12 protein-coding genes are annotated in these 13,456 nt (G+C 56.1%); all 12 read left to right on the forward strand.

Translation table 11 applies throughout. The features are described from left to right. Nucleotides 1-16: 16 nt before the first annotated feature. Nucleotides 17-1,888, forward strand: a complete 1,872-nt coding sequence (locus E0L35_RS03485) for a sugar phosphate isomerase/epimerase and 4-hydroxyphenylpyruvate domain-containing protein (protein ID WP_138799605.1) — start codon at nt 17-19, stop codon at nt 1,886-1,888. After that, the gene (locus E0L35_RS03490) at nt 1,885-2,763 is read left to right on the forward strand and encodes a shikimate dehydrogenase (protein WP_022521149.1); all 879 of its coding nucleotides are present in this window, start codon (nt 1,885-1,887) and stop codon (nt 2,761-2,763) included. Before E0L35_RS03485 ends, E0L35_RS03490 begins: the two co-directional genes overlap by 4 nt. Nucleotides 2,764-3,096: 333 nt before the next feature. After that, nucleotides 3,097-3,762, forward strand: a complete 666-nt coding sequence (locus E0L35_RS03495) for a GntR family transcriptional regulator (protein WP_158414237.1) — start codon at nt 3,097-3,099, stop codon at nt 3,760-3,762. 620 nt (nt 3,763-4,382) lie between these two features. Then, nucleotides 4,383-5,369 carry a TRAP transporter substrate-binding protein gene (locus E0L35_RS03500; protein ID WP_022521147.1) on the forward strand — a complete coding sequence of 329 codons (987 nt, stop codon included), beginning with the start codon at nt 4,383-4,385 and terminating at the stop codon, nt 5,367-5,369. A 4-nt stretch (nt 5,370-5,373) separates the two neighbouring features. After that, nucleotides 5,374-5,841: a TRAP transporter small permease gene (locus E0L35_RS03505; RefSeq protein WP_022521146.1), complete on the forward strand. Its 468-nt coding sequence runs from the start codon at nt 5,374-5,376 to the stop codon at nt 5,839-5,841. Nucleotides 5,842-5,869: 28 nt separating this feature from the next. After that, nucleotides 5,870-7,147: a TRAP transporter large permease gene (locus E0L35_RS03510; RefSeq protein WP_022521145.1), complete on the forward strand. Its 1,278-nt coding sequence runs from the start codon at nt 5,870-5,872 to the stop codon at nt 7,145-7,147. A 46-nt stretch (nt 7,148-7,193) separates the two neighbouring features. Next, nucleotides 7,194-7,883: a DUF4286 family protein gene (locus E0L35_RS03515; RefSeq protein ID WP_022521144.1), complete on the forward strand. Its 690-nt coding sequence runs from the start codon at nt 7,194-7,196 to the stop codon at nt 7,881-7,883. Then, nucleotides 7,876-8,826 carry an NAD(P)-dependent oxidoreductase gene (locus tag E0L35_RS03520; RefSeq protein ID WP_051430510.1) on the forward strand — a complete coding sequence of 317 codons (951 nt, stop codon included), beginning with the start codon at nt 7,876-7,878 and terminating at the stop codon, nt 8,824-8,826. The genes E0L35_RS03515 and E0L35_RS03520 overlap by 8 nt, the downstream gene beginning before the upstream one ends. After that, on the forward strand, nt 8,823-9,563 hold the full coding sequence (locus tag E0L35_RS03525) for an SDR family NAD(P)-dependent oxidoreductase (protein ID WP_138799606.1): 741 nt from the start codon (nt 8,823-8,825) through the stop codon (nt 9,561-9,563). The genes E0L35_RS03520 and E0L35_RS03525 overlap by 4 nt, the downstream gene beginning before the upstream one ends. After that, entirely contained in the window at nt 9,563-10,351 is a 789-nt protein-coding gene (locus E0L35_RS03530) for a sugar phosphate isomerase/epimerase (RefSeq protein WP_159178007.1), read from the forward strand. The genes E0L35_RS03525 and E0L35_RS03530 overlap by 1 nt, the downstream gene beginning before the upstream one ends. Before the next feature lie 74 nt (nt 10,352-10,425). After that, the gene (locus E0L35_RS03535; protein ID WP_138799608.1) at nt 10,426-12,288 is read left to right on the forward strand and encodes a sugar phosphate isomerase/epimerase and 4-hydroxyphenylpyruvate domain-containing protein; all 1,863 of its coding nucleotides are present in this window, start codon (nt 10,426-10,428) and stop codon (nt 12,286-12,288) included. 201 nt (nt 12,289-12,489) lie between these two features. Beyond that, the gene (locus tag E0L35_RS03540) at nt 12,490-13,440 is read left to right on the forward strand and encodes an AEC family transporter (RefSeq protein WP_138799609.1); all 951 of its coding nucleotides are present in this window, start codon (nt 12,490-12,492) and stop codon (nt 13,438-13,440) included. Nucleotides 13,441-13,456: the final 16 nt, after the last annotated feature.

Below are 13,456 nucleotides of genomic sequence, written 5' to 3' on the forward strand. Positions count from 1 at the left end.
TAAGGAGCGTGATGCCATGTACTCATCCATTGCCACGGTTTGCCTAAGCGGATCACTGGAAGAGAAGGTAGACGCCATTGCTCAAGCCGGCTTTGAGGGGCTTGAGCTGTTTGAAAATGACCTCACGGCGTTCACCGGCACGCCGCGGGAAGCGGGTGAGTTGATTCGCTCCCGCGGCCTTAAGCTGGTGACGCTTCAGCCGTTCCGCGATTTTGAGGGTCTCCAGGGCCGCGCACGGGAGCGGGCCTTTGACCGCGCCGAGCACAAGTTTGATCTGATGGAGGAGCTCGGCACGGATCTGCTCATGGCGTGCAGTACCGTCCACCCTGATTCGCTACCGGGATTGAGCCGCGCCGCCGATGACTACTATGAGCTCGGCGAGCGTGCCGCGCGGCGTAATCTCCGCGTGGCCTATGAGGCGCTGGCCTGGGGTCGGCATATTCACGACTACCGCGATAGCTGGGAGGTGGTTCGCCGTGCAGCCCACCCTAATGTCGGCCTGGTGTTGGACACCTTCCATATCTTCTCCCGCCAGACCGAGCTGGGCACCATTGGCCGCATTCCGGGGGATCGCATCTTTCTGGTGCAGACCGCCGATGCACCGCGTCTCTCCATGGATCACCTGTCGTGGAGCCGCCACTACCGCTGTTTCCCTGGCCAGGGCGAGCTGCAGATGGATAAATTCATGGCCATGTTGGATGAGACCCGCTACGACGGCCCGCTCTCCCACGAGATCTTTAACGATGTTTTCCGCATGGGCCACAGCGACCAGACGGCCCGGGATGGGCTGCGTTCCTACAACCTGCTGCGCAGCATGCAGGGCGACAGTGGCATTCCCGCACCACAGCCGATCGAGTCGGTCGCCTTTCTGGAAATCGCCGTTGAGCCTGCGGATTTAGCACCGCTGCGCGAGCTGCTCAGTGCGTTGGGTATGGCCTGCGTGGGGCGCCACCACACGCTTAACGCCGAGCGCTGGGCCGCGGGCGACGTCAACCTGGTGCTCAATACCGATTCGAGTTTCACCGGCCGTGTGCCGGGGCGTGACGCGACCGCCATTACTGCCATCGGCCTGCGCGTCGGCAACGCTTATGAAGCGTTCAAGCGGGCGGACAAACTGGGTTACGCTATCGTCGAGCCTGAAGAAGTCGGTGCCAGCCACCGCATGAGCGCACTGCGCAATGTGGATGGCAGCCTCTCCTATATTATCGATGACTCGCAGCTAAGCCGTACCTGGGATCGTGAGTTTCCTGTCGATGTGCAGCCGGTTCCCCAAGGTTCGCTGGTGGATATCGACCATATCAGCGTGGCACTCTCCTACCACGACTACCTCTCGCTGATGCTGCAGTACCGCGCTATTTTCCAGCTGGCGCCAACGCCCTCCTTCGATGTCACCGACCCACGCGGACTGATCCAAAGCCAGGTGCTGCAGAACAACAATGGCCGCTTTCGCTTGGCGCTTAACGCCAGCGCCTCGCCGGATACCGCCAGCAACCGCTTCGTGCGCCAATACGGCGGCTCGGGGGTTCATCATGTCGCCCTGCGCACCAACGCCATGCGCGACACCAGCGCAGCACTGCAGCAGGCGGGCACGCCGGTGCTGCCGATTCCCGGTAACTACTACCGCGACCTGGCCGCGCGCTTCGACCTACCGGCGCAAACCCTGCAATGGATGCAAGAACACCACATCCTCTTTGATCAGGACAGCGACGGTGACTTCCATCAGCTATATACCCAACCCGGCCGCCAGGCGTTCTTCTTCGAGCTGGTGCAGCGGGAAGGTTACCAAGGGCTCGGGGCGCCGAACGCCTTTGTACGCGTCACCGCGCAACAGCGTTTGGAAGCGGCTATTAGCAGTCGTCATCAAGACAAGGGGGAGAGCCAAGCATGATCAAACTGGGGCTAGTAGGCGAGGGTATAGCAAAATCACAATCTCCCGATCTCCATGAGCGCTTGGGGGAATCATTGGGAGTGCCGGTGCGCTACGATTTAGTCGACAGCCTGGGGGTGACGGGTTTTGACTTTCCCAGCGCTATCCAAGCACTGCGCAGTGAGGGCTACCGGGGGACCAATGTCACCTTCCCTTTTAAGGAGAGAGCCGCGCAGCTGGCCGATATCCGCGGTGAAGGGGTGCGCCGGGTAGGCACCGCCAACACGCTGCTGTTCGATGAGCGCGGTCTACGCGCTGAAAACACCGATTACACCGGTTTTATCAGCGCCTACCGCCACTCTTTCGGCGACCAACCCGCGGGTGAGGTACTGCTGATTGGCGCCGGTGGCGTTGGGCGTGCGGTAGCGTGCGCGCTGGGAGAACTTGCCGTTAGCCACATCAATATTCTTGAACATGACACTGCCCGGGCAGAGAGCCTCAGCCGTGATCTTAACGCGATGGGCATTAAGGCGACGTGCATCACGCCAGAGCAGGCTCAGCGAGAACTGCCTCATTGGCAGGGCGTGGTCAACTGCTCCCCCATTGGTCACATCAATCACCCCGGCTGCCCCATCGATACCGCTGGGCTGAGTAGCCAGCACTGGGTCTTTGATGCGGTTTACATCCCCGCCCACACCGAGCTGTTAAACGCCGCCCACCAGGCGGACGCCAAAACACTGTCGGGTGTTGACCTGTTTGTGTTCCAGGGCGTGGATGCGTTTCGCTTTTTCACCGCCGATTGCATCGCCTCCGAACAGATCGATCCGCATGTGATACCGCTGCGTACGCATTATATTGAACAGTTGGTCTCCTCTTCTGCTCAATTCGTAACATAAAGCTCGGGCCATGAAGCACGAACAGATGCAAGGGAGCTGCGTTTTCGTTCTTAAAGCACCAACGTCAACCCTTGTCAGAACGACAGGTCTATGAGGAAACTCAACCTAATTCCCCTTTTCAGGTTACATGATAGCTTCAACCAGAGAGTGCTATATAAATCGACATGATCTACTTCAATACGACTTATTTTCAGAGTTGTATTTGGAAAGATAGGCACGTAAGAAATTGAATACTGTATGCTAATGGTAGATTTTTTTTTATAGTGGCGATTTATAGTGGGCTATAAAAGCCGGAAAGAGGGTAACTAGACCAATATGCCCAGCAAGCAAACCATGAACTTAGGACGCATTAAACGTCCGCGAACTCTAGCGATGGAAGTAGCGGATGAACTGAAGGCGGCAATCATCTCCACCAAGATTGGTCTAGGAGAAATACTTTCGGAAGAGCGTGTAGCGACCGAAATGGGTGTTAGCAGAACCCCTGTCCGCGAGGCTTTCTCGATTCTTCAGCACCAGGGGCTGCTTACAGTGCTACCTCGTCGAGGCAGCATTGTCTTCCGTCCAGATGCTAGCGACATTGAGATGCTGGTCGACTTCCGCCGGCAAATGGAACTGGGTGCAGCGAAGCTGGCTATTAACAGTGCGCCCGCCGAAACGTCGTCTGCACTGAACCGTATAATTGAAAGCATGGGCCACGCGCGTAACAACGATGAGTTACTAGCCTACACCGAGGCTGACGACGCCTTTCATGCCACTTTCTTCGAATTCTGCGGTAACCCTTATTATGGACAAGCTTACGAGCTGATCTCGGGGCGTATTAGTGCACTTCGTGCGCACCTTTCCGTGCCGCTGCAGATTTACCGCACGAAGGCTTATGACGAGCATTTAGCCATCGGGAACGCCTTCGAGGAAAGGGACGAGGAAAAGCTTCTGATTGTCTTGGAGCAGCATATCTCGGCAATGACAGAAAACTATGTGAAGGCGCTTGCCTCGCTCTAATACCTGCCGAATTGACAGCCATAGGCTCGACACCCTTTTTCGCATAAGGGTGATATTGCCTATATACGGCGTACGTGTCTTTAAACCCTCCCTTCAGCTATTCAAACCAATCGATAACGATGGCTTGAACTTTGTTTCGCAGAATTCAGGCCTGACATGTCATTGGTCCTGTTTGCTCGCTGAATGCGGCGTTCTCTATCTAAGCTCAACCACCTCGGATTCATACTAGCAATAGCAAAGAGACTAGCTTAGCCCCAAGGAACTGCTAACAGCACCTCACTTACCCGCCATCCTGTTACACAATCCAATATCTTCCAGAGTCACTCAGCGAAACGCCATGGTTTACCAGGGAGCATGACGTTGCGTCTGAGACAGAGGCAGAGGCAGAGGCAGAGGCAGAGGCAGAGGCAGAGGCAGAGGCAGAGGCAGAGGCAATGCTAACCCGTTGAAAAGACTGAATGCAGGCTTTTTTCATTCATTGAGAGCCCGTGCTTACGTCCTGCCATAAGGCAAAGATACTCCTGAGTGATCATTTATCTGCTTGTTGACATACTGTATGTCAGTGAATTAGATTTCTATCAGTGAGGCCGCCAGTAATCTTAAAAACAAAGGAAAACAAAATGTTTAAGAAGCCCCTTACCTTAGCGGTTGCTGTTGCAATAACGCTGGGAACCCAATACGCCACTGCACAAGATACGATCACGCTTCGCGTAGCACACTCTATGCCTACATCTCATAGCTACCAGTCCTGGATTGAGGATTTCGCGGTCGAGCTAGAACGCTTGGCTCCAGGTAAAATTGAGGTCGAAGCTTTCCCGAATGCCCAACTCGGAACCGAGACGGAATACCTTGAAGGTATGCAGTTTGGTGTGATTGAAGGAGCCGTAGTCGGACGCCACGGCCAGATTGATCAGCGACTCGAAGTTCTAAATTTGCCGATGATCTACAGAGATGCCAACCATCTAGATGAGGTCCTACGCAGTGGTAGTGAGGTTCAGCAGACGTTAGATGACATCATGTACGAAAATGGCTTCAAGGTGCTAGGTTGGGGGGAGCTGGGCTTCCGCGACATTACCACTTCTGGAGTACCAATCCGCAAGGCCCAAGACTTGGAGGGGCTCGATATCCGAGTGCCGAATGTCGAGCCATGGCTCATCGCCTTTCGTGAATGGGGCGCAAACCCTACACCGCTCGATTTTTCTGAACTCTACTCGGCACTTCAGCAAGGCGTAGTGGACGCGCAGGAAAACCCACCTGAGGTTATCGTTAACTCACGTTTCGATGAGGTTCAGGACACGCTTTCGCTGACTGAGCATGCCTCGATCCCATCGGAGTTCATTGTGTCTGCCCGCTTTTGGGAAGGCTTAGACTCCGATTTGCAAGAAGCCGTCATGGAAGCAGCGACGATCAGTCGTGATGCTCAGGTGCAAGCTACACGTGAAGCTAACGAAGCGTTGGTGAATGAACTGTCCGACCGTGGTATGACCATCGTTTCAGATGTGGATCGTGAGAGTTTTCGCGTTGGTGCCGAGGCTTCATGGGCAGCCTATGAGGATCGCATTGGCGCCGATCTAATTGAAGCCGTCCGCACCGCTGGCCAGGATTGAAACCATGGAACTGATTAGCCGGATCCTGAAGATCCTGATCGGCCTACTGCTGGCTGCGCTAGTGGCTGTCGTCACGCTGGGCGTTGTCTATCGCTACTTCCTTCAGTCTTCTCTTTATTGGGGGACTGAAGTGCCGAACATCATCCTGGTCTGGCTGGTCTTTCTCGGCAGCGTTGCCGCTTATCACCAGCACTCGCACATCGCTTTCACCGTGGTGAGCGAAATGCTGCCAGGCTGGCTCGGTCGCTGGAACGCGGTGATTGTGCTGATGGTGACGCTAGTCTTCTTCGGCATCATGTTGTGGCAGGGCGTTCTGCTAACACAACAGGGTATGACCTCGTTCACTGAAGCGTTGCGCATCTCTAAAGCATGGGTATATGGCGCTATACCCTTTTCCTCGGCGCTGATCGTGCTCATGGTGCTAGAACGGTTGGGCCCGGCATTAAAGGCTGCGGTCAGACGCGACGCATAATAAAACTAATCCGATAGGAAACTAACAAATGCTGCTGACAATCGCACTCGTCTTTGTCTTGCTGCTGCTCATTGGCGTGCCCATCGGTTTCGGTATGGGGCTTGCGGCTACCATCGCTATTTGGCTGGATGGCAGCTACCCGCTGCTGATCATCGGGCACAAAATGGTGAATGCCATTTCGTCGTTTTCGCTGGTTGCGGTGCCGCTCTTCATTCTTGCAGGAGCATTGGCTGGCGAAACGTCTATTGCGCAGCGTCTAGTGCGTTTCGCCGATGCAGTTGTTGGGCATATTCGTGGTGGCTTGGGACAAGTGAATGTTGCCGCCTCCATGTTCTTTGGCGGTATCTCCGGGTCGGCGGTGGCCGATACCGCGGCGCTCGGCTCACTCATGGTACCGCCAATGGAACGGCAGGGTTACACCCGAGAAGATGCGGGTGCCATTACCATTTGCTCATCCACCATCGGCGTACTGATACCACCCTCAATTCCCATGGTGCTCTACGGTATTACGGTGGGTGAAAGCGTGGGTCAGCTATTTCTCGCGGGGATTGTGCCTGGCTTGTTAGTGGGTCTGATGCTGATGGCGGCGGTCTTCACGATGGCCAAACGCAAAAAGTGGCCACGCCGCGAACGCCGTGCCACCCGCAGGGAGCTTTGGGAGAGCTTTAAAAGTGCCTTTCTTTCGCTGCTGCTTCCGGTCTTCCTGCTCGGTGCCATTGTAAGTGGACTGACGACGGCGACAGAGGCGGGCGTTATCGGCGTGATCTATGCGCTGCTGCTAGGCGGTGTGGTCTATCGTGATCAGACGCTGATACAGATGTGGAAGGTTCTGGTTAACTCTGCGATCAACACGGCCGTGCCACTGTTTATCCTCGCTACCACCTCCGTTACAGCCTGGATTGTTGCTGTGGAGAGATACCCAGCCACCTTGGTAAGTCTTTTTGAGACGGGTGGATACGGTCCTTGGACGATCATCCTATTGATCATTCTCTTTTTGCTGGTGGTTGGGATGTTCATGGATCTTGTCCCGGCGCTGGTGCTCTTCGCCCCAATACTGCTGCCTGTGGCAGAGGCGGCAGGCTACGATTCAGTGCACTTCGGCATCATTATGATCATGACGTTAGGGATTGGCCTGGTAACGCCACCCGTGGGCAACTGTATCTATCTAGGCTCGGTGATTGCGCGAGTCGGTGTTGGGCGCCTATCTATTGCCTCGTTGCCTTTCCTGGCCGTCAACATGCTGGCGCTGTGCCTCGTGGCCTTCTGGCCTTGGCTGACGCTGGCACTACCAAAACTATTCTACTGAGTCATCAGCTGCAGTTCCTTAGGCAATGCGGCAGGAGAACCAAATAATGACGGGATTTTTGGGGCAAGGAATACTTGCCAATTGGGGCGGTGTGACCGAGGTAGCAGAGACGGATTACAACGCTTGGCACAGCCTTGAGCACATGCCTGAAAGAATGTCGGTTCCGGGATTCCTTCGTGGTCGACGCTGTATTGCGGTGGAAGGAACGCCGGCTCACCGTCGCTACTTTATGATGTATGAGACTCGCACGCTTGAGACATTAGAGTCTTCGCCTTATCTTGCGCGCCTTAACGACCCAACGCCCTGGACGCAGCGAATTTTATCGGAATACATAGCGCCCTCGCGGACGATTTGCCGTGTCCTTGGCAGTGCAGGGCGTGGTGTCGGGGGTTGGATCGCCACTTTTGAGTTTGGAGAAGATAAGCGAGACACGGCAACCGCATTCGCTAACGGCGACTGGATAGATAAGATAATGCACCTTGATGGCATATTGGCAGCTCATGCGCTCGAAGGTGATCCTACCACTGGCCAGCAGCCCACAAAGGAGAAAATCTTCCGCGAATCTCGCGATAAAGACATTACCGTCGCCGTTGCTCTGTTGGTTGAAGGAATGGATCGTGCCTCTGTTGAGGCGGCGATAGTGGCGCTTAAGAATCACCTGGGAGCACTTGCGTCTGACTGCATCACGCTTTACCAAACCCAGCACGTACTGAGCGATGTCGATGCCCATGAGTGATCTTGCCTTCCCTCCACTCCCCTCCGCAGAGGCGCCCAAAGTTCTTGTGACTGGGGCCGCGGGTTTCATCGGCGCTTGGACACTGCGCGCACTACTCTTTGAGGGCTACTGCCCCGTCGTATTTGACTTGAAAGAGGATCGCCGTTTGGTGGCCGCGATCTGTGGCTCGGATGCCGCCAACATGCTCAATTGGCACATAGGCGATATCCGGGACACCGATCAGTTGCAAGCAGCAGCCATGGGGACTGAGCGCATCATTCATCTAGCAGGCATGCTGACTCCCGGCTGCCGTGCTAACCCTCGGCTCGGGGCTGAAGTGAATCTGATCGGCCTGCTTAACGTCTTTGCTGTCGCACAAACACTCAACCAGAAGAGCGTGATCTACATGAGTTCTGCCGGGGTTTACGGCCCTAGCGGGGGCTCAACCCCCCAGCCAACAACGCTGTATGGGGCCTTTAAGTTGGCCGGCGAAATCTGCGCGCAGTCTTTCTGGGATAATGATGGGCTCGCCTCCGTCGGGGTGCGGCCTTATGTGGTTTACGGGCCTGGTCGTGAGATAGGCCTTTCTGCTGGACCAAGCCTTGCTGCACGTGCTGTGGCTGAAGGTCGATCGTTCACGATTCCCTTTACAGGGTTGCTTGACATGATTTATGTCGCAGACGTGGCCACAGCCTTTATGGCCGCACTGAAAGCCGATATTGCGGGCGCGCACGTGGTGAATTTGTTCGGCCAAAGAATCGAGGCCGTCGAGGTGGCGCGCATGCTTGACGAGCAGGCCAGCGAGGATATCTCGGTTACAGCAACGGGGGATCCGATGCCAATTGTGCTTCCGCCACCCGATGACAGTGCAGCCATATTGGTGGACTGGTCGCCCACACCACTTTCTCAAGGGCTGAAACAGACGATCAAATATTACCGAGCGAACGCTGGAGTAGAATCATGACAAGGAAGCTGGAAGGGCAAATCACGATCATTACCGGAGGGGCTCGCGGCATTGGACGTGGGATCGCTAAGCGCCTGGCGGCAGACGGCGCGCAGGTCATTATCTGGGATATCCGGCCCGAGTATTTCGACTCAGTGGCTGCGGGTTTCGAGCCAATTGACACCATGGCCGTCGATGTTGCTGATCCCGAAAGTGTTGCCACTGCCGCTCAAACAGTGCTGACTACGTATGGCGCTCCATCTATTGTTGTAAATAACGCGGGAATTAATGGGCCCGTCGTCCCCGTGGCTGATTATGATTTCGAGACATGGCGACGGGTGATACAAGTGAACCTTGATAGCGTGTTCCTGGTTAGCCGCGCCTTCGTACCCGCCATGGTTGAAAAGAGCTACGGACGCATTGTTACCGTCGCCTCCATTGCTGGAAAGGAAGGAGTACCCGGCATCGCTGCCTACGCTTCGGCTAAAGCGGGAGCCATCGGTTTCACGAAGTCGCTCGCGAAAGAGCTAGTGACCAGCGGGGTTACTGTTAATGCTGTGGCCCCAGTAATGGTTGAAACAGAACTATTAGAGCAAATGACGGCAGAGCATATCGCTGCTTCGAAAGCGAAGATCCCGATGCAACGCCTACTCGGTATTGAGGAGCTGGCAGCTGTCGTGGCCTTCGCAGCTAGTCCTGAATGCTCATGTACCACGGGCTTCGTGTTCGATGCATCGGGCGGGCGGGCGACTTACTAATGGCTCATCCCATCGGACTCGCACATTTGAGTGCAATGGAACTCGAGCCTGCTGCGCTCATCGACTTGGCGGCCGACACTGGGCATGCTTCGGTCGCGCTGCGCCTACATTCAGCGGCGGCCGGCACGCCCGTCTACCCGATGGTTCCTGGCTCTGTCGAGACACTGGCGCTGCGTGATTATGCCCATTCCCGGGGCGTAGCTATTAGCGAAATAGAGCTAGTGCCGATCACCCACAACCTTGCGCCGGACACCCTACGACCTCTTCTGCAAGTAGCAAAGGAGCTGGGAGCAACCGGATTGATTGTTACCGGTGATATCGATGATCGAGCGTTGTTGATTGACCGCTTTGCAGCAATCTGCAAAAACGCAGCAGCACACGGGCTGCTTGTCCATCTTGAATTCATGCGCTGGCGTGCTGTTGGCACGCTGTCGGATGCACGTGAGGTGGTAGCGCAGTCTGAACAGCACAATGCACGAATTCTGGTGGATTTGTTGCATCTTGCCCGCTCAGGCGGAACTGCTGAAGAGTTAGCCACGCTGCCACCGGATCTCGTCAATCTGGTGCAGATTTGCGACGCCACGGCTGAGCTTCAAGGCGATATTATTGCCGAAGCACGTGGCGGCCGACTCATGCCTGGCCAAGGCGCACTACCCATTCCGGACATGCTCTCAGCTCTACGCGGCACATGGAATGCAGCTCTTGAACTACCTGGCATGGGTGAAGGAGACGCCAGGCGTACAGCACTGGCCGAAGCACGGGCACAGGTTGAGAAGCTGTGTAGGTAAAGCACCCACGCTAGTCACCTTCCTGCCACGCCTGGCGGGTTACTGATGCTATTCAATGTAAGGAGCGTGATGCCATGTACTCATCCATTGCCACGGTTTGCCTAAGCGGATCACTGGAAGAGAAGGTAGACGCCATTGCTCAAGCCGGCTTTGAGGGGCTTGAGCTGTTTGAAAATGACCTCACGGCGTTCACCGGCACGCCGCGGGAAGCGGGTGAGTTGATTCGCTCCCGCGGCCTTAAGCTGGTGACGCTTCAGCCGTTCCGCGATTTTGAGGGTCTCCAGGGCCGCGCACGGGAGCGGGCCTTTGACCGCGCCGAGCACAAGTTTGATCTGATGGAGGAGCTCGGCACGGATCTGCTCATGGCGTGCAGTACCGTCCACCCTGATTCGCTACCGGGATTGAGCCGCGCCGCCGATGACTACTATGAGCTCGGCGAGCGTGCCGCGCGGCGTAATCTCCGCGTGGCCTATGAGGCGCTGGCCTGGGGTCGGCATATTCACGACTACCGCGATAGCTGGGAGGTGGTTCGCCGTGCAGCCCACCCTAATGTCGGCCTGGTGTTGGACACCTTCCATATCTTCTCCCGCCAGACCGAGCTGGGCACCATTGGCCGCATTCCGGGGGATCGCATCTTTCTGGTGCAGACCGCCGATGCACCGCGTCTCTCCATGGATCACCTGTCGTGGAGCCGCCACTACCGCTGTTTCCCTGGCCAGGGCGAGCTGCAGATGGATAAATTCATGGCCATGTTGGATGAGACCCGCTACGACGGCCCGCTCTCCCACGAGATCTTTAACGATGTTTTCCGCATGGGCCACAGCGACCAGACGGCCCGGGATGGGCTGCGTTCCTACAACCTGCTGCGCAGCATGCAGGGCGACAGTGGCATTCCCGCACCACAGCCGATCGAGTCGGTCGCCTTTCTGGAAATCGCCGTTGAGCCTGCGGATTTAGCACCGCTGCGCGAGCTGCTCAGTGCGTTGGGTATGGCCTGCGTGGGGCGCCACCACACGCTTAACGCCGAGCGCTGGGCCGCGGGCGACGTCAACCTGGTGCTCAATACCGATTCGAGTTTCACCGGCCGTGTGCCGGGGCGTGACGCGACCGCCATTACTGCCATCGGCCTGCGCGTCGGCAACGCTTATGAAGCGTTCAAGCGGGCGGACAAACTGGGTTACGCTATCGTCGAGCCTGAAGAAGTCGGTGCCAGCCACCGCATGAGCGCACTGCGCAATGTGGATGGCAGCCTCTCCTATATTATCGATGACTCGCAGCTAAGCCGTACCTGGGATCGTGAGTTTCCTGTCGATGTGCAGCCGGTTCCCCAAGGTTCGCTGGTGGATATCGACCATATCAGCGTGGCACTCTCCTACCACGACTACCTCTCGCTGATGCTGCAGTACCGCGCTATTTTCCAGCTGGCGCCAACGCCCTCCTTCGATGTCACCGATCCCCGCGGGCTGATCCAGAGCCAGGTGCTGCAGAACCACAACGGCCGCTTTCGTCTGGCGCTTAACGCCAGTGCCTCGCCGGATACCGCCAGCAACCGTTTTGTGCGCCAATACGGCGGCTCGGGGATTCACCATGTCGCCCTGCGCACCCACGCCATGCGCGATACCAGCGCAGCACTCCAACAGGCGGGCATACCGGTACTGCCAATTCCGGGCAACTATTACCGCGACCTGGCCGCGCGCTTTGACCTTTCGGCACAAACCCATGCGTGGATGCAGGATCACCATATTCTCTTTGATCAAGACAGTGGCGGCGACTTCCATCAGCTGTATACCCAACCCGGCCGCCAGGCGTTCTTCTTTGAGCTGGTGCAGCGTGAAGGGTACCAAGGGCTGGGTGCGCCGAATGCTTTTGTGCGCGTCACCGCGCAGCAGCGCTTGGAAGCGAAAATTAACGGCAGCGCTCAAGATGCTGCGGTTTGACCCTGACCGTCTGCGGGCTGAAAACACCGATTGCATCACCTCTGAACAGATCGATCCGCATGTGATACCGCTGCGTACGCATTATATCGAGCAACTTGTCACGCCTTCTGTTCACTCCATGCCATGAAGCGCAAGAGAAATAGCGTACAATTATTCGTTATTCGAACTTAACCATTTGCCTTCATGCGCTAAGGGGCCGCCATGCTCGCTATACTTGGGATTACCACTCCCATATTCCTACTGATTGGCTTAGGGTATATAGCGAGATGGAGCGGTATTATCCAGCGCGATCAGATGCAAGGAGTGGGCGTATTTGTGCTCTACTGCGCGCTGCCCGCGCTCGTGATTCGTGCATTAACCCAGCAGCCTCTGGAAGATATTTTCAAGCTCCACTATCTGATTGCTTACGGCCTGGGCTCTATTGCTGTTTTCGGTGCGGGGTTACTGCTCTGCTTAAAACTACAGCGCCAACCACTTAACGCCAGTGCCATGCAGGCACTCGGTATGGCAGCGGCTAATAGTGGTTTTGTTGGCTATCCCTTAGCAGCCATGGTGATTGGCTCGCCTGCGGCAGTTCTGTTAGCGCTCAATATGCTCATTGAAAACCTGCTGGTTATTCCCGCAGCACTGATTCTGGCCGAAATGGATAACCACCAAGGCTCCAGCGTATGGAAAACGTTTAAGCAGACAGCCCTTAACCTCATCAAAAACCCCATATTGGTAGGCTTACTAACCGGCATCTGTCTGGCCGTTTCCGGCGTCAAGATTCCCGCGCCGCTGTTTAAAGCCATCGATATGCTCGCCGAAGCGGCGGGCCCAGCGGCGCTGTTTGTGATCGGCGGCGCACTATTTGGCCTTCAGGTTAAAGGTATGGCGAATGATGTTGGTCAGATCGTTGTCGGCAAACTGCTTATTCACCCGCTGGTCATTTTCATCGCCTTCTATTTTGTTCCAGACATTGATCCCCTTTATATGGCCGGTGCATTGCTGTTTGCGGCCTCGCCAATGATCAGCATTTACCCACTGTTTGGCCAACGCTATGGTTTAGGTGGCGTTAGTGCTGCCTCAATGCTTGTGGCGACGGTAGCCTCTTTCTTTACCCTTAGCTTGATTATCTGGCTAATGACACTGTCAGGGCTCATGGCGTTTTAAATAGCAAAAGTGTTCG

The sequence above is a fragment of the Halomonas sp. ATBC28 genome (assembly GCF_005937175.1).
Lineage (GTDB): Bacteria > Pseudomonadota > Gammaproteobacteria > Pseudomonadales > Halomonadaceae > Vreelandella > Vreelandella titanicae.